This is a genomic window from Kitasatospora sp. NPDC058184 (assembly GCF_042883725.1).
Taxonomy (GTDB): Bacteria; Actinomycetota; Actinomycetes; order Streptomycetales; family Streptomycetaceae; genus Kitasatospora.
In genome coordinates this window covers 97021-122850 of sequence record NZ_JBHVVE010000001.1, presented here as the reverse complement: position 1 = coordinate 122850, position 25830 = coordinate 97021, and the positions used below count along the sequence as shown (strand labels likewise).

General features: G+C 75.1%; 28 protein-coding genes. 13 read left to right on the top strand and 15 right to left on the bottom strand.

Going from position 1 to position 25830, the window contains the following annotated elements; genetic code table 11:
- Window positions 1–5 precede the first annotated feature (5 nt).
- Entirely contained in the window at window positions 6–596 is a 591-nt protein-coding gene (locus ACFVXH_RS00490; protein ID WP_380738457.1) for a DinB family protein, read from the bottom strand.
- Between the two features lie 123 nt (window positions 597–719).
- On the opposite strand from ACFVXH_RS00490, the gene ACFVXH_RS00485 reads away from it, so the two are divergent.
- On the top strand, window positions 720–1559 hold the full coding sequence (locus tag ACFVXH_RS00485; RefSeq protein WP_387819310.1) for a class I SAM-dependent methyltransferase: 840 nt from the start codon (window positions 720–722) through the stop codon (window positions 1557–1559).
- A gap of 58 nt (window positions 1560–1617) precedes the next feature.
- Here ACFVXH_RS00485 and ACFVXH_RS00480 read toward each other — a convergent pair whose 3' ends face one another.
- From ACFVXH_RS00480 to ACFVXH_RS00470, 3 genes are all read right to left on the bottom strand, one after another.
- On the bottom strand, window positions 1618–2190 hold the full coding sequence (locus ACFVXH_RS00480) for a dihydrofolate reductase family protein (RefSeq protein WP_387819308.1): 573 nt from the start codon (window positions 2188–2190) through the stop codon (window positions 1618–1620).
- A 104-nt stretch (window positions 2191–2294) separates the two neighbouring features.
- Window positions 2295–3068: an SRPBCC domain-containing protein gene (locus tag ACFVXH_RS00475; RefSeq protein WP_387819306.1), complete on the bottom strand. Its 774-nt coding sequence runs from the start codon at window positions 3066–3068 to the stop codon at window positions 2295–2297.
- The gene (locus tag ACFVXH_RS00470) at window positions 3065–3745 is read right to left on the bottom strand and encodes an ArsR/SmtB family transcription factor (protein WP_387819304.1); all 681 of its coding nucleotides are present in this window, start codon (window positions 3743–3745) and stop codon (window positions 3065–3067) included. The genes ACFVXH_RS00475 and ACFVXH_RS00470 overlap by 4 nt, the downstream gene beginning before the upstream one ends.
- Window positions 3746–4128: 383 nt before the next feature.
- On the opposite strand from ACFVXH_RS00470, the gene ACFVXH_RS00465 reads away from it, so the two are divergent.
- The 3 genes from ACFVXH_RS00465 to ACFVXH_RS00455 all read left to right on the top strand — a co-directional run bounded on the left by ACFVXH_RS00465 (window position 4129) and on the right by ACFVXH_RS00455 (window position 9843).
- Complete coding sequence (locus ACFVXH_RS00465) at window positions 4129–4764, top strand: hypothetical protein (protein ID WP_387819302.1); 636 nt, start codon at window positions 4129–4131, stop codon at window positions 4762–4764.
- Window position 4765: 1 nt separating this feature from the next.
- On the top strand, window positions 4766–6454 hold the full coding sequence (locus ACFVXH_RS00460; protein ID WP_387819300.1) for a DNA polymerase Y family protein: 1689 nt from the start codon (window positions 4766–4768) through the stop codon (window positions 6452–6454).
- A gap of 122 nt (window positions 6455–6576) precedes the next feature.
- Window positions 6577–9843: an error-prone DNA polymerase gene (locus ACFVXH_RS00455; protein WP_387819298.1), complete on the top strand. Its 3267-nt coding sequence runs from the start codon at window positions 6577–6579 to the stop codon at window positions 9841–9843.
- Window positions 9844–9900: 57 nt separating this feature from the next.
- Here ACFVXH_RS00455 and ACFVXH_RS00450 read toward each other — a convergent pair whose 3' ends face one another.
- From ACFVXH_RS00450 to ACFVXH_RS00440, 3 genes are all read right to left on the bottom strand, one after another.
- A complete protein-coding gene (locus ACFVXH_RS00450; protein ID WP_387819296.1) occupies window positions 9901–10383 on the bottom strand; it encodes a hypothetical protein in 483 nt (160 codons plus the stop codon).
- Window positions 10384–10468: 85 nt separating this feature from the next.
- Window positions 10469–11083 carry a hypothetical protein gene (locus tag ACFVXH_RS00445; protein ID WP_387819294.1) on the bottom strand — a complete coding sequence of 205 codons (615 nt, stop codon included), beginning with the start codon at window positions 11081–11083 and terminating at the stop codon, window positions 10469–10471.
- A 70-nt stretch (window positions 11084–11153) separates the two neighbouring features.
- A complete protein-coding gene (locus tag ACFVXH_RS00440) occupies window positions 11154–11972 on the bottom strand; it encodes a TIGR03084 family metal-binding protein (protein ID WP_387819292.1) in 819 nt (272 codons plus the stop codon).
- A gap of 147 nt (window positions 11973–12119) precedes the next feature.
- Between ACFVXH_RS00440 and ACFVXH_RS00435 the strand changes: the two genes are divergently transcribed.
- The gene (locus ACFVXH_RS00435; protein ID WP_375875219.1) at window positions 12120–12956 is read left to right on the top strand and encodes a LuxR C-terminal-related transcriptional regulator; all 837 of its coding nucleotides are present in this window, start codon (window positions 12120–12122) and stop codon (window positions 12954–12956) included.
- Between the two features lie 18 nt (window positions 12957–12974).
- Here ACFVXH_RS00435 and ACFVXH_RS00430 read toward each other — a convergent pair whose 3' ends face one another.
- From ACFVXH_RS00430 to ACFVXH_RS00420, 3 genes are read right to left on the bottom strand one after another with little or no spacing between them, the layout of a single operon-like run.
- Window positions 12975–14510, bottom strand: a complete 1536-nt coding sequence (locus ACFVXH_RS00430) for an AMP-binding protein (RefSeq protein ID WP_074002268.1) — start codon at window positions 14508–14510, stop codon at window positions 12975–12977.
- Between the two features lie 51 nt (window positions 14511–14561).
- Window positions 14562–14999: a MerR family transcriptional regulator gene (locus tag ACFVXH_RS00425; RefSeq protein WP_387819863.1), complete on the bottom strand. Its 438-nt coding sequence runs from the start codon at window positions 14997–14999 to the stop codon at window positions 14562–14564.
- Between the two features lie 20 nt (window positions 15000–15019).
- A complete protein-coding gene (locus ACFVXH_RS00420) occupies window positions 15020–15784 on the bottom strand; it encodes an SDR family NAD(P)-dependent oxidoreductase (RefSeq protein ID WP_387819289.1) in 765 nt (254 codons plus the stop codon).
- A 242-nt stretch (window positions 15785–16026) separates the two neighbouring features.
- Between ACFVXH_RS00420 and ACFVXH_RS00415 the strand changes: the two genes are divergently transcribed.
- From ACFVXH_RS00415 to ACFVXH_RS00405, 3 genes are read left to right on the top strand one after another with little or no spacing between them, the layout of a single operon-like run.
- On the top strand, window positions 16027–16485 hold the full coding sequence (locus ACFVXH_RS00415) for a group II truncated hemoglobin (protein ID WP_387819288.1): 459 nt from the start codon (window positions 16027–16029) through the stop codon (window positions 16483–16485).
- Window positions 16482–17027, top strand: a complete 546-nt coding sequence (locus ACFVXH_RS00410) for a GNAT family N-acetyltransferase (RefSeq protein WP_387819286.1) — start codon at window positions 16482–16484, stop codon at window positions 17025–17027. Before ACFVXH_RS00415 ends, ACFVXH_RS00410 begins: the two co-directional genes overlap by 4 nt.
- Window positions 17028–17031: 4 nt before the next feature.
- Window positions 17032–17418 carry a VOC family protein gene (locus ACFVXH_RS00405; protein WP_049654752.1) on the top strand — a complete coding sequence of 129 codons (387 nt, stop codon included), beginning with the start codon at window positions 17032–17034 and terminating at the stop codon, window positions 17416–17418.
- Window positions 17419–17427: 9 nt separating this feature from the next.
- On the opposite strand, the gene ACFVXH_RS00400 is transcribed toward ACFVXH_RS00405, so the two are convergent.
- A complete protein-coding gene (locus ACFVXH_RS00400) occupies window positions 17428–18045 on the bottom strand; it encodes a maleylpyruvate isomerase N-terminal domain-containing protein (RefSeq protein ID WP_387819284.1) in 618 nt (205 codons plus the stop codon).
- 186 nt (window positions 18046–18231) lie between these two features.
- Here ACFVXH_RS00400 and ACFVXH_RS00395 point away from each other — a divergent pair, with 186 nt between their 5' ends.
- Window positions 18232–18879 carry an NAD(P)-dependent oxidoreductase gene (locus tag ACFVXH_RS00395; RefSeq protein ID WP_387819282.1) on the top strand — a complete coding sequence of 216 codons (648 nt, stop codon included), beginning with the start codon at window positions 18232–18234 and terminating at the stop codon, window positions 18877–18879.
- A 45-nt stretch (window positions 18880–18924) separates the two neighbouring features.
- On the opposite strand, the gene ACFVXH_RS00390 is transcribed toward ACFVXH_RS00395, so the two are convergent.
- Window positions 18925–19707 carry a dioxygenase gene (locus ACFVXH_RS00390; protein ID WP_387819280.1) on the bottom strand — a complete coding sequence of 261 codons (783 nt, stop codon included), beginning with the start codon at window positions 19705–19707 and terminating at the stop codon, window positions 18925–18927.
- A gap of 130 nt (window positions 19708–19837) precedes the next feature.
- Here ACFVXH_RS00390 and ACFVXH_RS00385 point away from each other — a divergent pair, with 130 nt between their 5' ends.
- The 3 genes from ACFVXH_RS00385 to ACFVXH_RS00375 all read left to right on the top strand — a co-directional run bounded on the left by ACFVXH_RS00385 (window position 19838) and on the right by ACFVXH_RS00375 (window position 21558).
- The gene (locus ACFVXH_RS00385; protein WP_074002590.1) at window positions 19838–20305 is read left to right on the top strand and encodes a MarR family winged helix-turn-helix transcriptional regulator; all 468 of its coding nucleotides are present in this window, start codon (window positions 19838–19840) and stop codon (window positions 20303–20305) included.
- A 153-nt stretch (window positions 20306–20458) separates the two neighbouring features.
- Window positions 20459–20920 carry a molybdopterin-dependent oxidoreductase gene (locus tag ACFVXH_RS00380; protein WP_387819278.1) on the top strand — a complete coding sequence of 154 codons (462 nt, stop codon included), beginning with the start codon at window positions 20459–20461 and terminating at the stop codon, window positions 20918–20920.
- 119 nt (window positions 20921–21039) lie between these two features.
- The gene (locus tag ACFVXH_RS00375) at window positions 21040–21558 is read left to right on the top strand and encodes a GNAT family N-acetyltransferase (protein WP_049654760.1); all 519 of its coding nucleotides are present in this window, start codon (window positions 21040–21042) and stop codon (window positions 21556–21558) included.
- Window positions 21559–21626: 68 nt separating this feature from the next.
- Here ACFVXH_RS00375 and ACFVXH_RS00370 read toward each other — a convergent pair whose 3' ends face one another.
- Window positions 21627–22655, bottom strand: a complete 1029-nt coding sequence (locus ACFVXH_RS00370) for a LacI family DNA-binding transcriptional regulator (protein ID WP_375875215.1) — start codon at window positions 22653–22655, stop codon at window positions 21627–21629.
- Window positions 22656–22811: 156 nt separating this feature from the next.
- On the opposite strand from ACFVXH_RS00370, the gene ACFVXH_RS00365 reads away from it, so the two are divergent.
- A complete protein-coding gene (locus tag ACFVXH_RS00365; RefSeq protein ID WP_387819275.1) occupies window positions 22812–23774 on the top strand; it encodes a DUF4436 family protein in 963 nt (320 codons plus the stop codon).
- 60 nt (window positions 23775–23834) lie between these two features.
- On the opposite strand, the gene ACFVXH_RS00360 is transcribed toward ACFVXH_RS00365, so the two are convergent.
- Together ACFVXH_RS00360 and ACFVXH_RS00355 are read right to left on the bottom strand one after the other, a co-directional pair.
- The gene (locus ACFVXH_RS00360) at window positions 23835–24584 is read right to left on the bottom strand and encodes a GNAT family N-acetyltransferase (RefSeq protein ID WP_387819273.1); all 750 of its coding nucleotides are present in this window, start codon (window positions 24582–24584) and stop codon (window positions 23835–23837) included.
- Window positions 24585–24708: 124 nt separating this feature from the next.
- Window positions 24709–25803 (bottom strand): glycosyl hydrolase, encoded by a 1095-nt coding sequence (locus ACFVXH_RS00355; RefSeq protein ID WP_074002277.1) that lies wholly within the window; start codon window positions 25801–25803, stop codon window positions 24709–24711.
- Between the last annotated feature and the right edge of the window lie 27 nt (window positions 25804–25830).

Sequence of the window (25830 nt, the reverse complement as noted above, 5' to 3'; positions counted from 1 at the left end):
CCGGTTCAGGCGAGGCCGCCGGCCTCCCGGGCCGCCCGCTCCACGCGGTCGTGGTGGGCCCGCCACCAGTCGGTGTCGCCGGGGGCGGTGTTGGCGCCGTCGGAGCGCTGGCCGGTGGCGCCGTCGACGAGTTCGCGGACCAGGTCGGCGTGGCCGACGTGGCGGTGGGTCTCGGCGATCATGTGGACGAGTACCCGGTGCAGGGTCTGCTCATGGCGGGCGCCGAACGGCACCTTGCCGACGGCGTCCAGCGGCAGGGCCTCGATGGTGGCGTCGGAGTGCGCCCAGACCCGTCGGTAGCGCCCAACGACCTCGTCGGTGCTCTCGTCCGCCCGCGCCCACAGGTCGCCGTTCGGCTCGGTCTGGCCGGTGATCCACACCGGGGCCGGCTCGGGGAAGGGGCGGCCGAAGGTGTCGCCGAAGTACAGCGCCTCGGCGCCGGTGACGTGCTTGACCAGGCCCAGCAGGTTGGTTCCGGTGGGGGTGAGCGGGCGGCGCAGGTCGTACTCGGAGAGGCCTTCGAGCTTCCAGAGCAGGGCGTCGCGGGCGTCCTGGATGTAGATCCGGAGGTCGTTCTTGTCATCTGCAGTGGTCATGGGATCAGTCTGTTGATCGCATGATGCCTGTCCATCGACTTCCGGTCCCACCCGCCCCGACCAGGCGTCAACCCGTGCCACGATCAATCCTGTTCACCCGAAACAGACTTGTGAGGAGCAGCCATGACCGGCGACGCCTGGTCCTGGGACGAGACGCTGTTCGCCGGAACGGCCGCCCACTACACCCGGGGCAGGCTCCCGTACGCCCCCGGACTGGCGGAGGCGCTGGCCGGGGCGCTGGGGCTCGACGGGCGGGGGCGGTTGCTCGACGTGGGGTGCGGGCCGGGCACGCTGGCGCTGGGGCTGGCCCACCTGTTCGACGAGGTCGTCGGGGTGGACCCGGACGCCGGGATGATCGCCGAGGCGCGTCGCGTGGGCGCCGAGGAGCCCAAGGCCACCTGGGTGCGGGCCAGGGCCGAGGAACTGCCGCCGGGCCTCGGCACCTTCACACTGGCGGTCTTCGGCCAGTCCTTCCACTGGATGGACCGCGACCTGGTGGCGGCGACCGTACGGCGCGTGCTGCGGCCCGGCGGCGCCCTGGCGCACGTCTCGGACCTGAAGGGCGAACCGCGTCCCACCGAGGGATTGCCGCACCCGCCGGTCCCGTACGCCGCGATCGACGGGCTGGTCCGGCGCTACCTCGGCCCGGTCCGCCGCGCCGGGCAGGGGCTGCTGCCGCACGGCACGCCGGGCGACGAGGCCGCCGTCCTCGCCCGGGCGGGCTTCGCCGGCCCGCAGCGGATCGTCGTCCCGGGCGGACGGCCGCTGGAGCGCACGGCCGACGACGCGGTCGCGGGCGTCTTCGCGCTCTCCTCCTCGGCCCCGCACCTCTTCGCCGAGCGCCGTCCGGCCTTCGAGGCGGACCTCCGCCGCCTCCTCGCCCGGACCTCGCCGTCGGGGCTCTTCTCGGAGCGGCAGCCGAGCAGTGAGGTGTTCATCTGGCGCACCACGGAAGAGCGTTGACGGTCCGGGGCCGTCAACGCTCCCACGGGGGAGGATGGAGAGGAGGAGTGGAGAGCGGTCAGCGGACCACGTCGAGGACCTGCTTCTGGATGCCGTTCCCGTAGGCCCCGTACTCGACCAGCTTCAGCTTCTGGGCGTCCTTGTCCGTCGTGCTGAACAGGCGCTTGCCGGCGCCGAGCAGCAGCGGGAAGACGAGCAGGTGGTAGCGGTCGATCAGGCCGGCGTCCGAGAGGGCGTGGTTCAGGGTGGCACTGCCGTGGACGATGATCGGGCCGCCCTCGGTCTCCTTCAGCGCGGCGACCTCGTCGAGCGAGCGCAGGATGCTGGTCTCACCCCAGTTCGACACCAGGTCGGCCTCGGTGAGGGTGGTGGAGACGACGTACTTCGGCAGCGTCTTGTAGTGGGCGAACTCCGCCATGTCCGGCCACACCGGGCTGAACGCCTGGTAGCTGGCCCGGCCGAGCAGCATCGCGGTGGCCTCCTCCTGCTCCCGCCCCTTGATCTCGAACGCCTCGGGGAGGAACTCGATGTCCTTGAAGGTCCAGCCGGAGTTGCGGTAGCCGGGTTCGCCGCCGGGGCCCTCGACGACGCCGTCGAGCGAGATGAAGGCGGTGCTGATCAGGGTGCGCATGGGTGGTACCTCGGTTCTCGTGCGGTTCTGCTTCTGTCGGGTCTGAAGGAGGTCTCAAGGAGATCTGAAGGTCTGAAGGTCCGATGGCCCGAAGGTCCGAAAGGTCAGGTGAGGGCGCCGGTCAGCCACCGCTGCCAGGCGGCCTCGGCCTCGCCCCCAGTCCCGGTCCCGGCTTCACCCCCGGCCCCGCCCGGCGTCGGGCCGAAGAGGTGGTGGAACATCAGCACCAGGCCGGAGCCGTGGTGGAAGGTGTAGAGCCCGTCGGCGGTGCGGACCTCGAAGCGCTCGTCGTCCGCCCAGACCACCTCGCCGTCCAGCGGCGGCAGGCCCGCCGGTTCGCCGTGGACCCGGGTGCCCGCGGCGACCGGGAGCGGCAGCGACAGGGCGCGGGCGAGGAGGGCCCGGACCTCCGGTTCCGTCCGTCCACCCGCCGGTGCGGCGGCGAAGACGGGGACGGCGGTGCGGCCGGGGAAGTGGGTGAGGTACTCGCGGAGCGTGTGGAGGTGGAAGGGCCAGCCGCGGCGCAGCGCGTCGTACTCGTCCTGCCAGTCGTCGCCGAGCAGGCCGCTGTGGACGACGCGGAGCACGGTGGCGCCGCCGTCCCGGCCCTCGATCAGGTACTCGAAGGCCATGAACCGGCCGTCCTCGCCGGTGGCTGTACGGGTGGCCAGGCGCTTGCCGGGCTCGTAGGCGGTGACGACCGCCTCCGCGCGGTGGCCCCCGGTCTCCATGACGGCGGTGCCGCCCTCGCGCGGGTCCAGCTCGTTGCGGCCCATGAACCAGGAGTCGATCCCCGGTCCGGTGGCGATCGCCTCCCAGACCTGTTCCGGGCTCGCCGGCAGGGAGGTCTCCAGCTCGATCTCGAACGGGTGGGTCATCGTCGGTCCTCCTGGTCCGCCCGGGTCCCGGCCTGTTCCGTGCCGGTCCCGTCCTGCTCCGCCCCGGTCTCGTCCTGTTCCGCCCCGGGGCCGGGCTGGGCGGCGGGGATCTGGTGGAGTCCGACGATCACCCGGTGGCTGCGGCCCCCGGGGGCGGACTCGTCGTGGTAGCGGCTGACGAGGGTGGCGACGGACTGGGCCAGCTCCTCGGCGAAGGCGGCCCGGTCGGCGGCGGAGGCGAACCGCACCTGCGCGTCGATGCCGAAGCTGGCGACCCGCCGGCGGGCCCGGGAGGCGCCGGTCAGCAGGGCCCCGACCTCCTGCACCAGCCGGGAGCCGAGCGCCAGCAGCCAGCGGGCGGAGAGCTGGTCGGGGGAGCGGGCGGGGTCCGGGCTCACGGCGGCCAGGACGCTGGGGGAGATCACGTAGGAGGCCGCGGTGGCGCGGTACACCCGTTCAGTGACGTTGCCCTTGCGGCGTTCCTCGTCGAGTTCGACGAGGCCGTGCCGCTCCAGTTCCTTCAGGTGGTAGTTGACCTTCTGCCGGGGCAGGCCCAGCCGGGCGGCCAGCATGGCGGCCGAGGCGGGCTCGGTCAGGGCGGCGAGGAGGCGTGACCGCAGGGGGTCCAGCGAGGCCTCGGCCGCGGCGGGTTCTTCGATCACGGCGACTTCCAGCACCGTTCCAGCATCCATCCGACAAAAAAATTTGTCAAGGAAAAAAGGTTTGTCGGTAGTCCGGTCGGACGAACGGTGTCGCCCGTCCGGTGCCGGAGCCTCCGGCGGCCGCGCCGAGGCGCGCAGCCCCGCGCCGCGATCCGCGCAGCCCCGCCGAGGTGGGGCGACGGAGAGTGACGGGTGGGGTGGACGGATCGGACTTGAATCTTTGCGAACGAATGTTCGATCCTGGGGGTGTGCCCGTTTTCGAACCTTTTTTCGAATCCACCGCCGAGCAGACCGCACGCCCCGTGCTCCGCCCGGTGGCGTCCCCGGCTGCCGTGTCGGGAAAACGGGGGCAACAGGGGGAGGACGGGGAGCAGAGGGAGGGGCGGGGGCTGCTGCCGGTGCCGTCCGCGCTGCGGGAGGTGCTGCCCGAGGCCGGGCTGCGCCGGGGGACGGCGGTGTCGGTGGCGGGCGGGGACACCGGGCTGCTGCTGGCGCTCGCCGCCGGGGTGAAGGAGACCGGAGGCGGCTGGGCCGCGGCGGTCGGACTGCCGGACCTGGGGCTGGCCGCCGCCGAGGGGTACGGGCTGGACCTGCGCCGGCTGCTGGTCGCGGACGACCCGGGGCCGCACTGGGCCGAGGTGGTCTCGGTGCTGGCCGGCGCGGTCGAGCTGATCATGCTGCGCCCGGACGGGCCGGTGCCGCCGAAGCTGGCCGCCCGGCTGGCGGCGGTGCTGCGGCGCAGCGGCTGCGTGCTGCTGGTCGCCGGACCGTGGCCGGGCGCGGCACTGCGGCTGGGGGTGCGCTCCGGGCGCTGGTTCGGGCTGGGCGACGGCCACGGACAGCTCGTCGGCCGACAGGTGGAGGTGGTGGCCGAAGGTCGCGGCTCGGCGGTGCGCGGCCGGACGGCCCGGCTCTGGCTGCCGGACGAGTACGGCGCGGTGCGTCCGCTCCAGGAGCAGCCGCAGCCGGTGGCGGAACCCACGGTGATACCGGCGGCGGAGCCGATGGCACCCCGCGTGGCGGCGGTGGTCTGAGGTGACGGCCGAGACAGCGATGGCATCCGGGACGGCGGACGACAGGACCCCCCGGGTGCTGGTGGTCTGGTGCCCGGACTGGCCGGTGGCGGCCGTCACCGGCGACGACCCGGTCGCGGTGACCGAGGGCGGGCGGATCCTCGCCTGCTCGGAGGGCGCCCGGGCGGCCGGGGTGCGGCAGGGGCAGCGGCTCAAGCTGGCCCAACGGCTCTGCCCGGAGCTGGAGTTGCGCGACCGCGACCCGGAGGCGGAGACCCGCCGCTTCGAGCCGGTGGTCGCGGCGGTGGAGGCGTTCACGCCCCGGGTGGAGGTGATCCGCCCGGGCCTGTGCGCGATCCCGGTGAAGGGCCCGGGCCGCTACTTCGGCGGCGAGGAGGCGCTGGCCGCCAAGGTCGGCAGGGCGGTGGCGGACGCCCTCGGGCAGCCGCTCATCCCGGACGCCGTCCCGGGCGCGCCGGCCGTCGAAGAGCGGCAGCCCACCGCCCCTCCACCGGCCACCACCGCCCCCCGGGCCCGGGTCGGTGTCGCCGACGGCCTGTTCGCCGCCGTGCTCGCCGCCCGGGCCGGGGTGCTGGTCCCGGCCGGACGGACGGCGGAGTTCCTCGCCCCGTACCCGGTGAGCGCGCTGGGCGACGAGGCGCTGGCCGAACTGCTCGGGCGGCTCGGCCTGCCCACCGTCGGGGCCTTCGCCGCGCTGCCGGCCGAGTCGGTCGCGGACCGCTTCGGCCCGTCCGGGACGGTCGCGCACCGGCTGGCCCGCGGCTTGCAGCCGCGTCCGCTGGTGCCCCGCGACGAGGAGCCGGACCTCGCCGTCGAGCAGCGCTTCGACCCGCCGGAGCCGTCGGCCGAACCGCTGGTGTTCGTCGCCCGCGCGCTGGCCGAGCAGCTGCACCAGCGGCTGGCCGGGGCCGGGCTGACCTGCCGCCGGGTGGCCGTCGAGGTGGCCTGCGCGGACGGCCGGACGGCCTCCCGGCTGTGGCGGCACGAGGGCCGGCTGTCCGCGACGGCGCTGGCCGAGCGGGTCCGCTGGCAGCTCCAGGCCTGGCAGGGCGCGGGCACCTTCACCGGCACCGGCACCGGCACCTTCACCGGCACAGGCGACGGCGACGGCAACGGCGGGGAGGACGCCGGCTTCACCCTGCTCCGGCTCGCCCCCGACGGCCTCTCCCCGGACCAGGGCCGCCAGCTCGCGCTGTGGGGCCAGGCCGTCGCGGACGACCGGGTGGAGCGGGCGGTCGCCCGGGTGCAGGCGGTGCTCGGCCACGCCGGGCTGCGCCGGATCGAGCCGGCCGGCGGGCGCGGCCCGGGCGAGCAGGCGGTGAAGGTGCCGTGGGGCGAGCCGTACGAGGCGGCGGTGCCGGTCGACGCGCCGTGGCCGGGGCGGCTGCCGGAGGTGTGGCCCGCGGTGGTGCTGCGGGAGCCGGCGCCGGTGCGGGTGCTGGACGGGGCCGGGCGGCCGGTCATGGTGGACGGCCGGGCGGGGGTGTCGGCCCGGCCGGCCCTGGTCGTGGTCCGGGGCCGGGAGGAGCGGGTGGACGGCTGGACCGGGCCCTGGCCGGCGGTCGAGTACTGGTGGGACCAGTCGCTGGCCCGGCGCCGGGCACGGTTCCAGGTCGTGGTGGAGGGCGGCCGGGCGCTGCTGCTCACCGTGGAGGGGGGTGCCTGGTACCTGGAGGCCGGCTACGACTAGCGGCCCCGGCACCCGAACGGAGCAGGCCCGCAAGGGCAGGGCCGAAGGGAGCAGGCCGAGAAGGCCGAGTAGGCGAGCAGGGGGGAGCAGGACGAGCACGAGAACGACGAAGGCAACCCCCGATGGGCTTCACCAGCCACCCCACGCTCCCCTGGAGCGAGCTGCACCGCCGGCTGACCGGCGCGGCGCCGGACCGTACGGTCGTCCCGCTGCGCCGCCCCGCCCCGGCTCCCGAATGCGCCGCACCGGAGAAGCCCGCCGCACCGGAGCAGCCCGCCACCCCCTGGGCCGAACTGCACGTCCACTCCGCCTTCAGCTTCCTGGACGGCGCCAGCGACCCGGAGGACCTGGTCGCCGAGGCGGTCCGGCTCGGCGTGGAGACCCTCGCGATCACCGACCACGACGGCCTGTACGCCGCCGTCCGGCTCGCCGAGGCGGCCCGGGGCACGGGCCTGGCCACCGTGTTCGGCGCCGAGCTGACGATCCGCGACGGCGGGACGGGCCGCGACGGCGGGACGGAGGAGCACCTCCTGGTCCTCGCCCGCGACCCGGCCGGCTACCGCCGCCTCTCCGCCGCGATCGCCGCCGCCCAGCTGGCCGGCGGCGCCAAGGGCAACCCGGTGTACGACCTCGGGGCGCTCGCCGGGGCGCACGACGGCCACTGGGCGGTGCTCACCGGCTGCCGCCTCGGCCGGGTCCCCGCCGCGCTCGCCGGGAGGCACGGCCCGGACCAGGGCGAGGCCGAGCGCAGGCTCCGCACCCTCGCCGAGGCGTTCGGCCCGGAGAACGTCCACGTCGAGCTGATCGACCAGTGGCTGCCCGGCGACGACCGGCGCAACGACGCCCTCGCCGCCCTCGCGGCGAAGGCGCGGCTCCCCGTCGTCGCCTCCACCAACGCCCACCACGCCGGCCCCGCCCAGGGCCGCCTCGCGCAGAGCCTCGCCGCCCTGCACGAGCGCCGCACCCTCCAGGACGCGGTCGGCTGGACCAGCGCGGCCGGCACCGCGCACCTGCGTTCGGGCCGCGAGATGGCCGGCCGGCTGGCCCGCTTCCCCGGGGTGCAGCGGGCCACCGCCGAACTCGGCCGGGCCTGCGCCTTCGACTTCGCCCGGCTGGACCCGGAGCTGCCCGGCTTCCCCGTCCCCGCGGGCGGGACCGAGATCGGCCACCTGCGCGCCCTGGTCGCGGCCGGCGGCCCGGCCCGCTTCGGCTCCGGCAACGCGGCCGCCCGCCGTCAGCTCGCCAAGGAGCTGGACGTGATCGAGGACCTCGACCTGGCCGGCTACTTCCTGATCGTGCACGACATCGTGGACTTCTGCCGGAGCCGGGACATCTGGTGCCAGGGCCGCGGCTCGGCCGCCAACTCGGCGGTCTGCTACGCCCTCGGGATCACCGCCGTCGACCCGGTCCACTACAAGCTGCTGTTCGAACGCTTCCTCTCCACCGCCCGGGACGGGCCGCCCGACATCGACCTGGACATCGAGAACCGCCGCCGCGAGGAGGTCATCCAGTACGTCTACCGCCGCTACGGGCGCGAGCACGCCGCCCAGGTCGCCAACGTGATCACCTACCGGCCCCGGCTGGCGATCCGCGACGCCGCCCGGGTGCTCGGCTACCCGCAGGGGCAGGTGGACGCGTTCAGCCGGCAGACCGACTTCCGCTCCGCCCCCGGCGCGGACGCGGTCATCCCCGCCGACGTGCTCCGACTCGCCGCCCAGCTCCACGGCCTGCCCCGCCATCTGGGCATCCACTCGGGCGGCATGGTGCTCACCAAGGAGCCGATCGGCGAGATCTGCCCCACCGAGTGGGCCCGGATGCCCGGGCGCTCCGTGCTCCAGTGGGACAAGGAGTCCATCGCCGGGGCCGGGCTGGTGAAGATCGACCTGCTCGGCCTGGGCATGCTCGCCGCCCTGCACGACGCCTGCGACCTGGTCGCGGAGCACCACGGCCTGCGCTACGACCTGGCCACCATCCCGGACGACGACAAGGGCGTGTACGCGATGCTGCGCCGGGCGGACACCGTCGGGGTGTTCCAGGTCGAGTCCCGGGCCCAGATGGCGACCCTGCCCCGGCTCAAGCCGGACCACTTCTACGACCTGGTGGTCGAGGTGGCGCTGATCCGCCCCGGCCCGATCCAGGGCGGCTCCGTCCACCCGTACCTGCGCCGCCGCGCCGGGGCGGAGCCGCCCGGCTGCCCGCACCCGCTGATGGAGAACGCCCTCGGCAAGACCCTCGGGGTGCCGCTGTTCCAGGAGCAGATGATGCAACTCGCCATCGACTGCGCCGGGTTCACCCCGGAGGAGGCCGACCGGCTGCGCCAGGCGATGGGCGCCAAGCGTTCGCACGAGCGGGTCGCCCGGCTGCGCGAGCGGCTGCTCACCGGGATGGCCGAGCGCGGCATCCCGGCCGAGGTGGCGGAGGACGTCTACGGCAAGATCGAGGCCTTCTCCAACTACGGCTTCCCGGAGAGCCACGCGATCAGCTTCGCCTACCTGGTGTACGCCAGCGCCTGGTTGAAGCACCACTTCCCGGCGGCCTTCACCTGCGCCCTGCTGGCCAACCAGCCGATGGGCTTCTACTCGCCGCTCAGCCTGGTCGCGGACGTCCGGCGGCACGGCGTGCGGGTGCGCGGGGTGGACGTCAACGCCAGTGGGGCGCGGCCCACCCTGGAGCCGTACCGGGGGCCGACCCCGAAACCGCCGCTGACCGCCGGACGCCCGCAGCCGGCGATCCGGCTCGGTCTGGAGACGGTGCGCGGCATCGGCACCCCGCAGGCCGAGGCGATCGTGGCCGGGCAGCCGTACGCCGACCTGGAGGACTTCGCCCGCCGCACCGGCCTGCCCGGTCCCGCCCTGGAGGCGCTGGCGACGGCGGGGGCCTTCGACTGCTTCGAACTGACGAGGCGTCAGGCGCTGTGGGCGGCAGGGGCGTTCGCCGGGATCTCGGACGGCCTGATCCCCGGCACCACCCCCGGGACCGAGGCGCCGGAGCTGCCCGGCATGAGCCCGGTCGAGGAGACCATCGCCGACCTGTGGGCCACCGGCACCTCGGCCACCAGCCACCCGCTCCAGCACCTGCGCGCCCACCTGGACCGCGGCGGCGCGCTCAGCGCCGCCCAACTCCCGGATGTGCCACCGGGAACGGAGGTGGTGGTCGGCGGCCTGGTCACCCACCGGCAGCGGCCGCCGACGGCCGGCGGGGTGCTCTTCCTCAGTCTGGAGGACGAGACCGGGCTGATCAACGTGATCTGCAACCGCCCGGTCTGGGAGTCCCAGCGCCGCACCGCCCTGGACCGGGCCGGACTGCTGGTGCACGGCCGCGTCGAGCGCGACCGGGGTGCGACCAACCTGGTCGCCACCCGGCTCACCCCGCTCCGGATCGGCCTCTGAACGGGGCGGGCCGGCGTGTGCCTGTGAAGCGGCGCGCGTCGCCGCGTCGGGGTGCGGCTAGAAGGCGGGCCGGTCGCCGAGGTCGAAGATCCGCAGGTCGGTGAGGCGGACGGTGTACCAGACGTCCTGGCTGCCCCCGCCGCTCCAGAACTCGGTCAGCCGGACGGAGGCGTAGCCCTCCTCCTCCTTGACCTGCTGGGCCGACCAGCTCGCCGGGACGTTCTGCGCGCGGAACACCGGATCGGCGTCGTTCTGCATCGCCCACTGGTCCAGCCGGTAGTTCAGGTACGGGGAGAGGTACTGCTCGCGGACCTGCCGCGGGCTCTCGGTGCCGCCCCCGCCCTCCACGGCGTCGCGGTACGCCGCCAGGAAGGTGAGCACCTGCTGGGCGGCCGGGGTGGCCGCCCGGACCTGGGCCCCGGCGACCACGGGGGCGGGCGCCGCGACGGCGGCCTGGGCGGGGGTGGCGGCCAGGCCGCCGACGGCGAGCAGGGCGGCGGTGAAGGACAGTGCGGTGCGCATGGCACGTGTACGGATCATGCGGGCATTCCACCACCCCGGAAGGCTCCGGCCCATCGCCGGAAGGAGTGGTGTACCCGTACTGCCCAACAGATGTGACGATACGTCAGGCGGCGGGGTAGCCGATCTCCGCGAGGTCGACGGCGAGCTCCTCCTCGTCGATGTCCGGGTTGAGCGCCGCCAGCACGGCCGGGGTGAGCGGGCGCAGCGCCAGGACGTGCTCGATCGCGGCGAGGTCCAGCTCGTGCTCCGGCTCGAAGTACTCCGTGGCCCAGGCCCGGTACCCGGCGGCCGAGCCGTCCAGCAGCAGGTCGAAGAGGCCCTCCGCCCCCCGCTCGGCGTCCGCGCCCCGCCAGGCGCCGTCCTCGTGGGCGCGCCAGAAGCAGCGGGTGACCGTCGGCCCGTCCTCGTCCCCGAAGGCGGGCTCCTCGGCGAAGCGGCGGAACTCCTCGGGCACGGCCGCGAGCAGCTCCGGGGCGTTGGGCGCCTCGTGGTCGAAGCCGCGCCCGTAGGCGCCGACGGGGGAGAAGACCAGGCACCAGTCGTCGCCCTCGCCGTCGCGCATCGAGGCCAACTCCTCGCCCTCGTCCCAGGAGGCGTCGAAGGAGTGGTACCGCGCCTCCCAGTCGTCGGGGCTGAGGATCGCGTCGAGCGTGGCGAGGGCGCGGCAGCGGTCGCGCAGGTCGGGGATGGCGGGCAGTCGGTTGAGCAGGTCGTCCATGGGCGCCATTCAACCAACCCCGGCGCCCCGCCCGCGCCCCGGGCCGCCGCGCCTTGCCTGGTGCGCCGCCCTACGCCCCGGGCGGCCGCCCCTTGCCCGGCGCCCCGGCGAAGACCTGGGCGATCGGGAGCCAGGCGGTGGCGACGGGCCCGGTGGCGGTGAGGGCGAGGTCGTCCCGGTGCCGGCGCTGGGTCACCAGCAGGCAGAAGTCCAGGGCGGGGCCGGCCACCACGTCCCGCGCCCCGGCCGGGCCGATGGACCAGGACCCGCCGTCGGGCGCGGTCAGGTCGAGCCGGACCGGGCGCTCGGGCACGGCCAGTCCGTGCAGGGTGAAGGCGAAGCCCAGGGTGCGCAGCCCCAGGTGGGCGATGTGCCGCAGCCGGTCGGTGGGCTCGCGGGTGGCGCCGAGCGCGTCCGCGACGTCCTGGCCGTGCGCCCAGGTCTCCATCAGCCGGGCGGTCGCCATCGAGGCGGGCTTCATCGGCGGGCCGAACCAGGGCAGCCGGACGTCGGCCGGGGCGGCGTCGAGCGCGGCCAGCACCTCCGCCCGTCCGGTCCGCCAGCGGGCGAGCAGCGCCGCGGGCCCGGCGGACAGTCCGGCGCGGGCGCCGTCCTCGACCGGGTCGGCGCCGGCCGCCAGCAGCTCGGTGAAGTGCCCGCCGAGCGAAGCGCCGAAGCCCTCCGGGTCGCGCGCGGCCAGGGCCGTCCAGTCGTCGGTCCAGGCCAGGTGGGCGATCTGGTGCGCCACCGTCCAGCCCTCGGCGGGGGTCGGGCGGGCCCACTCCTCGGCCGGCAGCCCGGCGACCAGGTCGTCCAGCACCGCGCTCTCGGCCCGCAGGTCCGCCAGCAGGCCGCCCAGCACGTCGCCCGGCGCGTTCGGCTCGGTCATCGGCTCCCTTTCCGGTCACGGCAGTTGCTACCCGCCGGTAGCCTACGGCCGCACACTACGCCCGGCCCGGCGGCGGCGTCCGCCACTCCACGAAACACGCACGTCAGGACTCTCGCCACCGGCCGCACCGCGTGTGACAATTCCGCGATGACCAGGGCTGCGGACCCCCATCCTGCGCACCCCGTCGCCGACGCCGCGCGACCCGAGGACCCCGAACTCGCCGCGCGCGCCGCCGAGCTGGTGCGGGACGCCGTGCTCGGCGACCTCGCCCGCCGGGTGGTGGCCGAGTGCGGCGCCGACGTCGGCCTGGTCGGCGTGCCCGAGCCGCTGCCCGGCAGCCGTCCCGGCAGCGAGGGCATGGTACTGCGGCACTGGGCCGGCACCCGGGCCGACCTGCTGCACGACGTGCCCGTCCCGGCCGGACTCGGCCTCGGCGGCCGGGCGCTCGCCGAACGCGCGCCCAGCTGGGTGCCCGACTACCGTGCGGCGACGACCATTTCGCACCACTACGACGCGGCCGTGGCCGCCGAGGACCTGTACGCGATGCTCACCGTCCCGCTGATGGACGGCGACACCGTGCACGGCGTGGTGTACGCCTCGCTGCGCGCCGTCGTCCCGTTCGGGGACGTGCGGATCTCCGCGGTCGGCACGCTGGCGAAGGCGGCGACCCGGGCACTGGCCGGGGCCGCCGCCTGGAGCCGCGAACGGCCCGGCGGAAAGCCCTGCGAGCAGTCCTGTGGAAAGCCCTTCGACAAGCCCTTCGACAAGCCCCGGACGGCCGCCCCCGTACCGCCGTTGACCCCGCGCGAGCACGAGGTGCTGCGCTGGGCGGCGACCGGCCGGACCAACCCGGAGATCGCCGCCCGACTGGGCCTGACCTGCAACACGGTGACGGGCTACCTCAAGTCCGCGATGCACAAGCTCGGGGTCCGCAACCGGACCGAACTCGCCCTCGCGGCGCGGGAGTCGGGGCTCGTCGGTTGACGGACCCCCGGCGCGGCCTCAGTTGACCCGGCGCTCCCGCCCGGTCCAGTACGGCTCGCGCAGCCGGAACTTCTGCAGCTTCCCGGTGGCGGTGCGCGGCAGGGCATCCCGGAACTCCACCGTGGTGGGCGACTTGTAGCCGGCCAGCCGCTGCTTGCAGTGCGCGATCAACTCGGCCTCGGTGACGGCCTCGTGGCCCTCCCGGAGCACCACCAGCGCCTTCACCGTCTCGCCCCACTTCTCGTGCGGCACCCCGATCACCGCCGTCTCGGCGACCGCCGGGTGGTCGTACAGGCAGTCCTCCACCTCGATCGAGGAGACGTTCTCCCCGCCGCTGATGATGACGTCCTTCTTGCGGTCGGAGATGGTCAGCAGGCCGTCCGTGAGGGTGCCGCCGTCGCCGGTGTGGAACCAGCCGTCCCGCAGCGCCTCGGCCGAGGCCTCCGGCTGCTGCCAGTAGCCGTCCAGCACGGTGTTGGAGCGCACCAGCACCTCGCCGGACGCGTCCACCCGCAGCCGGGTGCCGAGCGCGGGGGAGCCGGCCTGCACCAGCTTCTCGGCCCGCTCGGCGGCCGGCAGCGCGTCCCACTCGGCCCGCGAGCGGTTGACCGTGACCACCGGGGAGGTCTCGGTCAGACCGTAGAGCTGCATGAACTCCCAGCCCAGCTGCTCCTCGACCTGCTGGATCACCGAGGTCGGCGGCGGGGCGCCGGCCACCACCAGCCGCACCCGGTCCCGGCCGGGCACCGGGCCGTCCCAGTCGGCGGCCGCGTCCAGCACCATCTGGACCACGGCGGGCGCGCCGGACAGGAAGGTCACCCCGTGCCGCTCGACCCGGCGCAGGATCTCCGCGCCGTCCACCTTGCGCAGCACGATGTGCCGGGCGCCCAGGCCGGTGAGCGAGAACGGCAGGCCCCAGCCGTTGGCGTGGAACATCGGCAGGGTGTGCAGGTAGACGTCCCGGTCGCCGGCCCCGTAGTGCAGGGCCATCAGCGTCGCGTTCAGCCAGACGTTGCGGTGGGTGAGCTGAACGCCCTTGGGGCGGGCGGTGGTTCCGCTGGTGTAGTTGATGGTGGCGGTGTCGTTCTCGTCCACCGCGTACCGCCGCGGGGTGGCGTCGGTGTCGTACAGCACGGCGTCGCTGGCCGCGCCCAGCACGAACTTGTGCTTGGCCACCACCCCGTCCAGGGCGTCGGCGACCTCGGGGTCGACCAGCAGAACGGAGGCGCCGCTCTGCTCGACGATGTACGACACCTCCTCGGCCTTCAGCCGGAAGTTCACCGGCACCAGCACCCGGCCGTACCCGCTCACCCCGAAGAAGGAGGTCAGCAGCCGGGCCGAGTTGTGCGAGACGATCGCGACCCGCTCGCCCGGCCCGACACCGAGCCGGTCCAGCCCGGCGGCCTGGGCCCGGGCCAGTTCGGCGACCCTGCGGTAGCTCAGCTCGCCCCAGGATTCGGCCGGCTGCACGGGCTCGTCGACGATGCCGACCCGGTCGCCGTAGACCAGCTCGGCCCGGTCGAGGAAGTCCATCACGGAGAGTGGAATCTGCATGGGGCCACTGTCCTCCCCCACCCGCCCCCTGCACACCCCCGATCGGGGGTGTCACCCGTCCGCGCCCACCCCGTCCGTGCTCACCCCGCCCGCCACCGCCCCGTCCGTCTCGGCTCCGTCCGCGTCGGCCCCGTCCGCGCTCACCCCGGCCGCCGCCAGCGCCGCCGCCAGCCGGTCCCGGGCCTCCGTCTGGGCGGCGATCCGGCGCTCCAGCACCGCCAGCCGCCGCCGGGCGATCCCCAGCACCTGCTCGGACGGCCGGACCGCCAGCACGTCCCCGTCCAGGCAGCCCAGCAGGGGGCGGAGGTCCTCCAGGGTGAGCCCGGCGGCCACCAGCGCACGGATGTTGCGCACCCGGACGACCGCCGGCTCGCCGTACTCGCGGTAGCCGTTCGGCGCGCGCTCGGAGTCGATCAACCCGGCCTGCTCGTAGTGCCGCAGAGCGCGCGCGGTACTGCCGGTCCGGGCCGCCAGCTCGCCGATCCGCACCGCCACCCGTCCCCTCCCGGTCAGCCCACCAGCGCGCCGCCGTCCACGGGCAACACTACGCCGGTCACGAACGAGGCCTGCGGCGAGGCGAGTCGGGTGATCGCCCAGGCCACCTCCTCGGGGCGGCCGATCCGGCCCAGCGGGGTGTGCTCGATCTGCCACTTCCGGATCGCCGCCCGCTGCTCGGGGCCGTACCCGGAGTGGTCGCCGATCGGGGTGTCGATCGCCCCGGGCGCCACCGCCACCACCCGGATCCCGCGCGGCGCCAGCTCCACCGCCCAGCTGCGGGTGACCGTCTCCAGCGCCGCTTTGGTCGCCGCGTACACCGAGTTGCTCGGCCAGCCGCGCTGCCCGACGGAGGTGCTGACGTTGACCACCACACCCCGGCTCCCGCTCAGCGCCGGCACCGCGGCCTGGCCGAGCAGCACCGGGGCGACCAGGTTGGTCGCCAGCAGCGCCTCGACGCCCGCGCGGTCGAAGCCGCCGATCCCCTGCCCGCTCCGTACGATCGCCGCGTTGTTGACCAGCACGTCCAGCCGCCCGAACCGCTCTAGTGCCGCCCGGACGATCTCCTCCGGTGCCCCGGGCCCGGTCACGTCCGCGGCCAGCGGCTCGATCAGTGCCGGGTACGCGGCGGCCGTCGCGGCCAGTGGCTCCGGTCGCCGCCCCACCGCCAGCACCCGCGCCCCCTCGGCGGCGAAGGCCAGCGCCGTCTCCCGCCCGATCCCCGTCCCGGCCCCCGTGACCACCACGACCCGGTTCCGCGTCCCGCTCTCGTCGTCCATGGGCCCACCCTCCGACCCTGCCGCCAGCGTCAGGGTCAAGCGGGAACGGCGGAGCCGTCGGGTCGGTCCGCCAGGACGCCGCGCACCCGGGCCCACCCCGCCCGCCACCCGGGCCCGGGCGGGGGAGCCCGGGCCTCCGCCCGCCGAGCCCGGCACGAACAGCGGGCCCGGGGCCGCGCCGACCGGGCCCTCCGGCTGCTAGGAAGGTCGCAACATACGGTTCACCCACGGGGAGCACAGCCATGAACGACCAACGGCCCGGCACGCTCTACGAGGCCGTCGGCGGCATCGACGTCCTGCGCCGGCTCAGCCGGACCTTCTACCGGGGCGCCCTCGCCGACCCCCTGCTCGCGCCGGTCTTCGCCGACTTCACCCCCACCCACATCGAGCACGTCGCGGTCTGGCTGGCCGAGGTGTTCGGCGGCCCGACCGGCTACACCGACCGACTGGGCGGCCACCAGGCGCTGCTCCGCGCCCACCTGGGCCTGGCCGTCACCGAGGAGCAGCGGCTGCGCTGGATGGAGCTGATGGCCGAGGCCGTCCGCGCGGAGCTGCCCGAGGACGAACTGCTGCGCCGCCGGGTGCTGGAGTACTTCGACTGGGGCACCAGGATCGCCGAGGACGTCTCCGGCTCCCCGGCCGGCACCGACCTCGGCGATCCCGGCCCGACCCCGCGCTGGGGCTGGGAGGGCCTCAAGTGACCGCCGCCCTGAGGGCCGACGGCCTGCTGCTGCGCCCCTTCGAGGACGCCGACGCGCCGGCCCTGATCGAGGCCTACCGGGACGCGACCCTGCGCCGCTTCACCCGGACCCCGGTCGGCGACGCCGAGGAGGCCGCGCACTGGCTGCGCCTCCAGGAGGAGGGCCGTGCGGCGGGCACCCGGTACAGCTTCGCCGTCCTGGACGGCGCCGAGCTCGTCGCCAACGTCGCCCTCAAGTACCCCGTACCCGGCGGGGAGACGGCCGAGGTGGGGTACTGGACGGCAGCCCCGGCCCGTGGCCGGGGGGTGGCCCCGCGCGCGGTGGAGGCCCTCACCGCCTGGGCCTTCGCCACCTTCGCCGAGGGCGGCCTGCGCCGGATCGACCTGCTGCACCAGGTGGACAACCCCGCCTCCTGCCGGGTCGCGGAGAAGGCCGGCTACCCGTTCGTGGAACTGCTCCCGCCCTTCCCGCCCTTTCCGCTGGACGGCCACCGGCACTCCCGCAAATGGCTGGACGAACCCGAACCGCGCAGGTCAGAGTAGGCGGATGGCATCTCTGGTACGACATGTGACGATCGATTGCGGCGACGCGCACGCCCTGGCCTCCTTCTGGGCGCAGGCGCTGGACGGCACCCTGGGCGAGGACGACAACCCGTGCGACGAGGAGGCGGTGGTGAACTCCGCCGGCGCCTCGCTGCTCTTCATCCGGGTGCCCGAGGGCAAGGCGGCGAAGAACCGGGTCCACCTCGACCTCCAGCCGCAGGACCGCAGCCGGGACGAGGAGGTGGAGCGCCTGGTCGCCCTCGGGGCGACCGTGCTGGCGGACCACCGCCTCCCGGACGGCAAGGGCTGGGTCACCCTCGGGGACCCGGAGGGCAACGAGTTCTGCATCGAGCGCAGCCAGGCCGAGCGGATCGCCACCGGGAGCGCCTGACCGGTCGGATCAGTCCGGCCACTCGCCCATGGCCGCCCGCCAGGTCCACGAGGACTTGCGCGGGCGGCCGTTCAGTTCCCCGCGCCCGGTGCACCAGAGCAGGACCTCCGCCGGGTGGGCATCCGGCTCCCGCGGTGCGTGCGGGAAGAGCCGGTCGAGCGCGAAGCGGCACGGTTCGGCGGGCGGCTGCCAGGGCAGGCCGAGGCCGCGGGTGATGTCGTGGGTGTGCAGCAGGGTCTCGGCGACGCCCATCGCGGCGAAGCCGAGCGGGTCGCAGGGGCCGTGGTGGTAGGCGCGCAGCTCGGGCGGGGCGGCGTCCAGGGCGGTGGCGAGGAGGTGTCCGGCGGCGGTGACCACGGTGAGCACCTGGGCCGGGTCGGCCTCGGGCCGGACGGTGAGGTCCAGCGGCAGGTAGCGGTCGCGGGGGCGGGCGGCGAGCTGGCCGGCGTAGGCGAGCAGGTCGTGGGCGATGTGGGCGGCGGTGTCGCGGCAGCTCCACTCCAGGAGTCCGGCGGGGGCGTCCCAGTCGCGGTTCCCGGTGTGCGGGGCGAGGACGGCCAGGGCGGCGTCCAGGGCGGTCCGTACGGCGTCGCCGTTGGCGGTTCGTACGGCGTCGCCGTTGCGCATGACCACTCCTTCGACGGGGCGTCCGGGGTGTCCGGGGCGTCACACGATAGGCCCAGTGCCCCGGCTCGCGCCGGGAGTTCGTCCGATAATCGGTCCTGTCCGGCGCGTCCGGCGCGTCCGGCGCCCTGCGATCCAGCGTCCCGCGGTCCGACGCCGCCCCACCCGCGAGCACCCAGGCAGGTACCCATGGCCAGAATCGCCGTGATCGGCGCCGGCGGCACCATCGGCAGCGCGGTCGTCAGGGAGGCGGCGGCGCGCGGGCACGAGGTCACCGTGGTGGTCCGGGACCCGGACCGCTACCGGGGCGCGGCCGCCGCCGTGGAGCGCGCCGACGTGCTGGACCCGGCGGACGTGGCCCGGGTCGCGGCCGGCCGGGACGTCCTGGTGAGCGCCGTCGGCGGCGGCGACGGCCCGGGCCACCAGGCGCTGGTCGAGCCCGCCGCCCGCTCCCTGGTCGAAGGCCTGCGCACGCTGGGCGGCGCGGCGCCCAGGCTGATCGCGGTCGGCGGGGCGGGCAACCTGGAGACCGCGCCGGGCGTGCGGGTCTGGGACGCCCCGGGCCTGCCGGAGCCGCTCCTCCAGATCATGCACGCCCACGGCGCGGCGCTGGACTACTACCGGACGGTCTCCGACCTGCGCTGGACGGTGCTCAGCCCGGCCGCCGAGATCGGCCCGGGGGAGCGGACCGGCCGCTACCGCACCGGCCTGGACCAGCTGCTCACCGATGCCGAGGGGCAGAGCCGGATCTCGGTGGCGGACTACGCGGTCGCTCTGGTGGACGAGATCGAGCAGCCCGAGCACATCGGCGAGCGGTTCACCTGCTGCTCCCTGTGAGGGCTGTGAGGCGTCCGGTGGGCGGGGTGCTCAAAGGGGAGGGGTTCACCCCAGCTGGATCGAGCGCTTGGCCAGGCCCATCCAGAACCCGTCGATGACGCTGCGCTGGCTGTCCAGGTCGGCCTCGCCGGCGCCGAGGGTGACGAACAGCGGGGCGAAGTGCTCGGTGCGCGGGTGGGCCAGGCGTCCGGCCGGGGCCTTGTGCTCGAAGTCGAGCAGCGCGTCGAGGTCGTGGGCCTCCAGGGCGCGCCGGCCCCAGTCGTCGAACTCGGCCATCACCGAGGTGATCCGGCCGTCGTTGCTGAGCGCCCGCAGGTTGTGGGTGAAGAAGCCGCTGCCGACGATCAGCACGCCCTCGTCGCGCAGCGGGGCGAGCCTGCGGCCGATCTCCATCAGCCGCTGCGGGTCGAGGGTGGGCAGCGAGACCTGGAGCACCGGGATGTCGGCGTCCGGGTACATCTCCACCAGCGGGACGTACGCGCCGTGGTCGAGCCCGCGGTCGGGGATGTCCTGGACGGGCGTGCCGGGGGCGCGCAGCAGCTTGCGCACGCGCTCGGCGAGGTCCGGCGCGCCGGGGGCGGCGTACCGGACCCGGTAGTAGTGCTCGGGGAAGCCCCAGAAGTCGTAGACCAGCGGGACGGTGGTGACGGCGCCGAGGGCGAGCGGGGCCTCCTCCCAGTGGGCGGAGACCATCAGGACGGCCTTGGGCCGGGGCAGGTCGGCGGACCAGGCGGCCAGCTCGCCCGGCCAGACCGGGTCGTCGGCCAGCGGCGGCGCGCCGTGCGACAGGTACAGGGCGGGCATGCGCTCAGGGGCCGCGGTGCTCATGGCGTCCTCCTCGGGGCCGTTCGACCGGCAGGTAGTCCGACAGGTAGTTCAAATTTGAACCTTTACGGAACCGACGGTACACCTTCGTTCGAATTTGAACAACAGGAGTAGGCTTCACCCCATGTCCACACTGAACGAACCCCGCTGGCTGGACCCGGACGAGGCGGCCGCCTGGCGGGGCTTCGTCGTCGCGAGCAACCTGCTGAACCGGCGGCTGGAACGCCAGCTCAAGGACGACTCCGGACTCTCCCACCAGCAGTACGAGATCCTGGTGCACCTGTCCGCCGCCCCCGGCGACTCGCTGCGGATGACCGAGCTCGCCGACAGGCTGGTCACCTCCAAGAGCGGCCTCACCTACCAGGTCACCCAGCTGGAGCGGGCCGGCCTGGTCGCCCGCCGCTCCTGCCCCAGCGACGTGCGCGGCGTCATCGCCGAACTCACCGACCAGGGCCGCGAGGCGCTGCGCCAGGCCGCGCCCGGGCACGTCGCCCTGGTGCGCGAGCTGCTGATCGACGTGCTCAGCCGCGAGCAGCTCGCGGTGCTCGCCGAGGGGCTCGGCGCGGTCAGTGCCCGGCTGCGCCAGGACGAGACCCCGTAGGACCGGCCCCGCCGACAGCCGCCACCCGGGCCCAGGGCCCGCACCTGCGAGTGGAAGTCCGCCCGATCCATCGCATCTGCGAATGCTCCGGCCACTGCTCGGGTACTCCTCCACCCGGGCCGCGGAGCCGTGGCCCGGGAGGAGGGAGCACCCATGACCCCGGCGAGACCCACCGTCCGACTGCACGGACACCTCGACCGCCCCGCCGAGCTGACGGTGGCGCAGCTGCGTGCCCTCCCCGCCCGCCGGGTCGAGGTCAGCTTCGACTGCCGGACCGCGGGCGAGCAGCGCCACGGCTACGAGGGCCCGGCGCTGCTGGACGTGCTGCGCGCGGCCCGGCCCCGGATCGACTTCTCCGGCCGCAAGCAGCGGCTGCGCTTCCTGCTCTCGGTGGCCGGCGCCGACGGCCACCGGGCGGTGGTCTCCTGGGCCGAGATCGACCCGGACTTCGGCGGCCAGGAGATCCTGCTCGCCACCAGCATGGACGGCGCCCCGCTGGACGCCGCCGGTCCGCAGCTCGTCGTCCCCGGCGACCACTGCGGCGCCCGCTACGTCAGCGCCGTCACGGCCGTCTGGCTCGGCCCCCTCGGCGACCCGGCGCGCCCCACCGCCTGACGCCCGGGCGCCCGCCTCGCGCGCGTGCGGCCCCGGCCCCGAGGCCGCACGCCGGAAGGGGCCGGACGGCGGGTCGAAAACACTCGCCGGAGCCGGGTTTCCGTGCCAACATGCCCCATATGGGGACGATTCTGCACGGCACCTTGGTCACGCTCCGCCCGGCCACCGGCGACGACATCCCGGCGCTGGCGGCCATCCGCGGCACGCCCGAGGTGTTCGAACGCTGGCGTGGCGGTGACGACCTGGCCGACGAGGTCGCCAACGACCTGGAGTCGCCCGGCACCGAGACCTTCGCGATCGACCTCGGCGGCAAGGTGGTCGGCGCCATCCAGTGGTACGCCAACAACGACGACGAGTACCGGCACGCCGGGATGGACCTCTACCTCGACCCGACGGTGCACGGCCTGGGCCTGGGCACCGACGCCGTGCGCACGATGGCCCGGTACCTGGTGCACGACCACCACTACCACCGGCTGGTGATCGACCCGGCCGCGGACAACCTCGCCGCGATCCGCTGCTACACCAAGGTCGGCTTCCGCACCGTCGGCACCATGCGCCAGTACGAGCGCGGGCCGGACGGCACCTGGCACGACAACCTGCTGATGGACCTGCTCGCGGACGAACTGCTCGAAGGCTGAGGCGCCCGCGCCGTCCCCGACGCCAGCCCCGCGCCGCTGCCCGGCCGGTCCGGGGTCGCCCCCCGGCCTCAGCCCCGCGCTGTCCCCGGCGGGCAGCCGCAGGAGCGCCGGACCACCAGCTGGGCCGGGAAGGTGCGGGCGCCCTGGGCGCGGCGCTCCGGCCCGCCGAGGACCAGTTCCACCGCCGCGCGGGCCATCTCGTCCTGCGCCGTGGTGACGGTGGTCAGCGCGGGCCCGGCGATCACCGCCTCGGCGATGTCGTCGAAGCCGGCCACCGCGAGGTCCTCCGGCACCCGGATGCCGAGGTCGTCGGCGGCCCGCAGCAGGCCGATCGCCTGGTCGTCCGTCGTGCAGAACACGGCGGACGGCCGGTCGGGACGGGCGAGCAGGGCGAGCGCCTCGGCGTGCGCCCGGACCCGGTCGAACGGCGCCGGGGTGAGCCGTCCCTCGGTGGGCAGCCCGGCCTCCTCCAGCGCGGCGAGCCAGCCGGCCGTCCGCCCGGTGACCGGGTCGTGCGGGCTGAGCGCGAGGGTGCCGCCGAAGCAGTGCACCTCGGCGTGCCCGTGCCCGAGCAGGTGGCGGACCACCTCGCGGGCGCCGCCCTGGTCGTCCGCGACCACGGCGACGCCGCCGGTGCTCTCCGCCCGGTGGTGCAGCAGCACCACCGGGGTGCCGTCGGCCACGTCGAAGCCGGTCAGCCCGGGGGTGGCCGGGTCCTGGGTGACCAGGACCAGACCGTCCACCTGCATCCCGAGGAAGGCGCGGATGTAGTGCGCCTCGCGCTCGTCGGCGTAGTCGGAGTTGCCGATCAGCAGCAGTCGGCCGTGCTCGGCGGCGGCCTGCTCGACGGCGTGCGCGAGCCCGGCGAAGAAGGGCTGGCGGGCGTCCGGGACGACCATCCCGAGCAGGTCGGTCCGCCGCCGGGCCATCGCCTGGGCGACCCGGTTCGGCCGGTAGCCGAGCTCCTCGACCGCCGCGAGCACCCGCGCCCGGGTCGCCGCCGCCACCGGCCGCGGCCCGTCGTTGATCACATAACTCACGACCGCCGTGGACGTCCCCGCCACCCGCGCCACATCGTCCCGTGTCACCCTCGCCATGACCGTTGAGCCTACACAGCCCCTCCGACCAGCGTCTTTGCCGAGTCTCGGGCCCGCCCGATCGGCCCTCTGCGGTTGCGCCCCGGCCGCGGCCGCCCGGAGGGTGGCGGGACAGGCGGCACCCGCAGCCGCCACCGCCGACCGTGGAGCAGGCCGATGAGCAGGCCGATGGGCGCGCCGCCGCACCGGCGGGCCGTCCGGCGCACGCGCCCGGCGGCCCGGCCGCGGGTCCGCGTCCACGCCCGGGCGCGCGGCGCGGGCACCGCTCCCCGGCCGAAGGTCAGGCCCTGGCGCGCGTACGCCGTGGTGGCGGCGATCGTGCTGTCCGTCGTCGCCGGGCTGCTGCTCTACCTCGACGAACGCTCCAGCCGCGGCCGCGTCCAGGTGGTCGGGACGGTGCCCGGCCCGGACTTCCTGGAGGTCGACGTGACGCTCCAGCGGGTGGACGCGGCGGCGCAGACGCTCACCGCGAAGGTCCTGGTCCACCCGCACGGCGCCCTGGAGCAGCCGGACAGCCTGCTGGTCCCGGCCCGGGACGTGGTGCTGGAGACCACCTCGCTGGAGCAGACCGTGCTCAGGTACCCGGCCGGGCAGCAGGTCGCCTCCGGCGCGGTGGCGTTCAGCCTCCTCGACGGCCGGGTCACCGACTACCCCTTCGACCACTACCACGCGCTGATCGGCTTCCAGGCCACCGCCGGCGGGCAGCCCGTCCCGGTGGTGATCGGCGTGGAGGAGGCCGACCCCTTCTTCGTCTTCAAGCAGGCCGAGCAGCAGAGCGAGGGCGGCGCCGTCGTGGTGACCGAGCGGATCAGCCGCTCGCGCAGCACCTTCATCCTGGCCTGGTTCATGATGGCCGCGATGTGGGCGCTGGCGCTGTCCGTGCTGGTGGCGGCCTGGCTGATCGTCCGCCAGCGGCGCGGCATCGTCTGGCCCGCCCTCGGCTGGATGGCGGCCACGCTGTTCGCCCTGGTCGGCATGCGCAACGCCGCGCCCGGCAGCCCGCCGATCGGTTCGCTGCTGGACTACGCGGCGTTCTTCTGGGCGGAGCTGCTGGTCGCGGTCGGCCTGACCATGGTCGTGGTGCGCGGCGCCCGGATCGAGGGCGGGCACAGGAAGTAGCCCGGGCGCACGTGTCCGGCGGCCCGGCCACCCGGCTCAGGGGTTCGGAGGCCCAGGGGTTCAGGCGTCGGGCACGACCACCGTCAGTGACGTCTCCTGGAGCAGGAAGCCCAGCGACTCGTAGACCCGGCGGGCCGGGTTGCCCTCGGACACCACCAGCGTCACGTCGGCGAGCCCGCGCTCGGCGGCGTCCCCGACGGCGCGGCGCAGCAGGTCGGCGCCGAGGCCGCGGTAGCCGCGCTCCGGGTGGCGGAAGACGTCGCCGATCCAGGGCAGGCCGTCGCGGTCGGTGAGGATCAGCCCGGCGACCACGCGGTCCTCGGCGTCCACGGCGAGCAGGCTGGACGGCAGCACCGGGCCGATGACCTCGCCCTCCAGCAGTGGGGTGATCCGCTCGGCCACCACCCGGGCGTCCTCGCCCGGGTAGAAGTCGACGTGGTCGGGGGCGAAGGCGGCCCGCCAGGCTTCGTACAGCTCCTCGGGCGCGCGGTCGCAGGGCACCGCGCGCAGGCCCTCGCGCAGCGGCGTCCCGGCCCAGTCGGCGGGCGGGGGGTCGGCGCGCAGGTCGCGGCGGAAAGTGTGGGCGTGCCGCAGCACCCGCGCGCCGTGCGCCACCAGCTCCTGCCCGAGCCCGGGCGGGCCGGAGACCACCCAGCCGGGCAGCTCGGCCCGGACGAACGCGGCGGCGTCCACCGACTCGTCCAGGACCTCCAGCAGGTCGGCCCAGGGCCGGCCCTCCCGTTCGTCCAGCAGGTAGCGCAGCACCGGCTCGCCGTCGGTACCCCGCCTGACCACCCAGTCCTCGGCCATGGCCCACCCCACAATCGCGTGATCGTTCGTCGGCGGCCATGTTCACCGAGGCCCCGCCGTCCGGCAACCGGTTATTTCCGGCCACCACCGCGTCGGGCCGGCACCGCATCAGGCAGCCACCGGGTCAGGCCACCACCGCGGCCCGGACGCAGAGCACGTCCGGCAGGTGGGAGACCAGCAGGGACCAGCTCTCGCCCTCGTCCCGGCTGCCGTACACGTCGCCGGTCCGGTTGCCGAAGTAGATCCCGGCCGGGTCGGCGTCGTCGGTGCGCAGGGCGTCGCGCAGCACGATGCCGTAGTGGTCCTCGCCGGGCAGGCCGTGGGCGAGCTGCTGCCAGCTGGTGCCGGCGTCGGTGGTGCGGAAGACCCGGCAGCGGCGGCCGGGCGGGATGCGGTCGTCCGAGCCGCCGAGCGGGAAGACGTAGGCGGTGTCGGCCCGGCGGGGGTGGGCGGCCACGGCGAAGCCGAACTCGGCGGGCAGGCCGTCCACGATCGAGCGCCAGCTCGCGCCCCAGTCGTCGCTGCGGTAGACGCCGCCGTGGTTCTGGAGGTAGAGCCGGTCCGGGTGGACCGGGTCCGGGGCGATCTTGTGCACGCACTGGCCGAACTCCGGGTACTGGCTCTCCTCCGGGAGGAACTCGGCGCGCAGGCCGGTGTTGGAGGGCTGCCAGCTGTCGCCGCCGTCCTTGCTGCGGTAGACGCCGCCGCTGGAGACGGCGACCAGCAGCCGCTGCGGGTCGCGCGGGTCGGTCAGGATCGTGTGCAGGCCCTGGCCGCCGTAGCCGGCGCCCCACTGCGGCCGCTGCGGGTGGTTCCAGAGCGCCTCGACCAGGGCGAAGGTCTCGCCGCCGTCGGTGGAGCGGAACAGCGCGGCGGGCTCGGTGCCCGCGTAGACGACGCCGGGGGCCTCCGCCCCGGCGGGCTGGAGCTGCCAGACCCGGGTGAGCGAGGCGCCGGTGGACTCCGGGAAGCGGATGGCCGGCCGCGGGGGCTCGTACCAGCTCGCGCCGAGGTCGTCGGAGCGCCAGATCGACGGCCCCCAGTGGCTGCTGTCGGCGCCGGCCAGCACTCTGGTCCGGCCGTCGCGGCGGTCGACGGAGACGGAGTAGATCGCGTTCATCGGGAAGTGCGGCCCGCTGAACTCCCACGTCAGCCGGTCGCGGCTGCGGCCGAGAAAGAGGCCCTTCTCGGTTCCGACGGCCAACAGCACCTCGGTCATGTCTCACACCACCTGGTCACGAGCAAC

Excerpts from the sequence above, each read along its gene's own strand:
- ACFVXH_RS00490 (WP_380738457.1), bottom strand. The coding sequence starts at position 596 with ATGACCACTGCAGATGACAAGAACGACCTCCGGATCTACATCCAGGAC.
- ACFVXH_RS00485 (WP_387819310.1), top strand. The coding sequence starts at position 720 with ATGACCGGCGACGCCTGGTCCTGGGACGAGACGCTGTTCGCCGGAACG.
- ACFVXH_RS00480 (WP_387819308.1), bottom strand. The coding sequence starts at position 2,190 with ATGCGCACCCTGATCAGCACCGCCTTCATCTCGCTCGACGGCGTCGTC.
- ACFVXH_RS00475 (WP_387819306.1), bottom strand. The coding sequence starts at position 3,068 with ATGACCCACCCGTTCGAGATCGAGCTGGAGACCTCCCTGCCGGCGAGC.
- ACFVXH_RS00455 (WP_387819298.1), top strand. The coding sequence starts at position 6,577 with ATGGGCTTCACCAGCCACCCCACGCTCCCCTGGAGCGAGCTGCACCGC.
- ACFVXH_RS00450 (WP_387819296.1), bottom strand. The coding sequence starts at position 10,383 with ATGATCCGTACACGTGCCATGCGCACCGCACTGTCCTTCACCGCCGCC.
- ACFVXH_RS00445 (WP_387819294.1), bottom strand. The coding sequence starts at position 11,083 with ATGGACGACCTGCTCAACCGACTGCCCGCCATCCCCGACCTGCGCGAC.
- ACFVXH_RS00440 (WP_387819292.1), bottom strand. The coding sequence starts at position 11,972 with ATGACCGAGCCGAACGCGCCGGGCGACGTGCTGGGCGGCCTGCTGGCG.
- ACFVXH_RS00435 (WP_375875219.1), top strand. The coding sequence starts at position 12,120 with ATGACCAGGGCTGCGGACCCCCATCCTGCGCACCCCGTCGCCGACGCC.
- ACFVXH_RS00430 (WP_074002268.1), bottom strand. The coding sequence starts at position 14,510 with ATGCAGATTCCACTCTCCGTGATGGACTTCCTCGACCGGGCCGAGCTG.
- ACFVXH_RS00420 (WP_387819289.1), bottom strand. The coding sequence starts at position 15,784 with ATGGACGACGAGAGCGGGACGCGGAACCGGGTCGTGGTGGTCACGGGG.
- ACFVXH_RS00415 (WP_387819288.1), top strand. The coding sequence starts at position 16,027 with ATGAACGACCAACGGCCCGGCACGCTCTACGAGGCCGTCGGCGGCATC.
- ACFVXH_RS00405 (WP_049654752.1), top strand. The coding sequence starts at position 17,032 with ATGGCATCTCTGGTACGACATGTGACGATCGATTGCGGCGACGCGCAC.
- ACFVXH_RS00400 (WP_387819284.1), bottom strand. The coding sequence starts at position 18,045 with ATGCGCAACGGCGACGCCGTACGAACCGCCAACGGCGACGCCGTACGG.
- ACFVXH_RS00395 (WP_387819282.1), top strand. The coding sequence starts at position 18,232 with ATGGCCAGAATCGCCGTGATCGGCGCCGGCGGCACCATCGGCAGCGCG.
- ACFVXH_RS00390 (WP_387819280.1), bottom strand. The coding sequence starts at position 19,707 with ATGAGCACCGCGGCCCCTGAGCGCATGCCCGCCCTGTACCTGTCGCAC.
- ACFVXH_RS00380 (WP_387819278.1), top strand. The coding sequence starts at position 20,459 with ATGACCCCGGCGAGACCCACCGTCCGACTGCACGGACACCTCGACCGC.
- ACFVXH_RS00375 (WP_049654760.1), top strand. The coding sequence starts at position 21,040 with ATGGGGACGATTCTGCACGGCACCTTGGTCACGCTCCGCCCGGCCACC.
- ACFVXH_RS00370 (WP_375875215.1), bottom strand. The coding sequence starts at position 22,655 with ATGGCGAGGGTGACACGGGACGATGTGGCGCGGGTGGCGGGGACGTCC.
- ACFVXH_RS00365 (WP_387819275.1), top strand. The coding sequence starts at position 22,812 with ATGAGCAGGCCGATGGGCGCGCCGCCGCACCGGCGGGCCGTCCGGCGC.
- ACFVXH_RS00360 (WP_387819273.1), bottom strand. The coding sequence starts at position 24,584 with ATGGCCGAGGACTGGGTGGTCAGGCGGGGTACCGACGGCGAGCCGGTG.
- ACFVXH_RS00355 (WP_074002277.1), bottom strand. The coding sequence starts at position 25,803 with ATGACCGAGGTGCTGTTGGCCGTCGGAACCGAGAAGGGCCTCTTTCTC.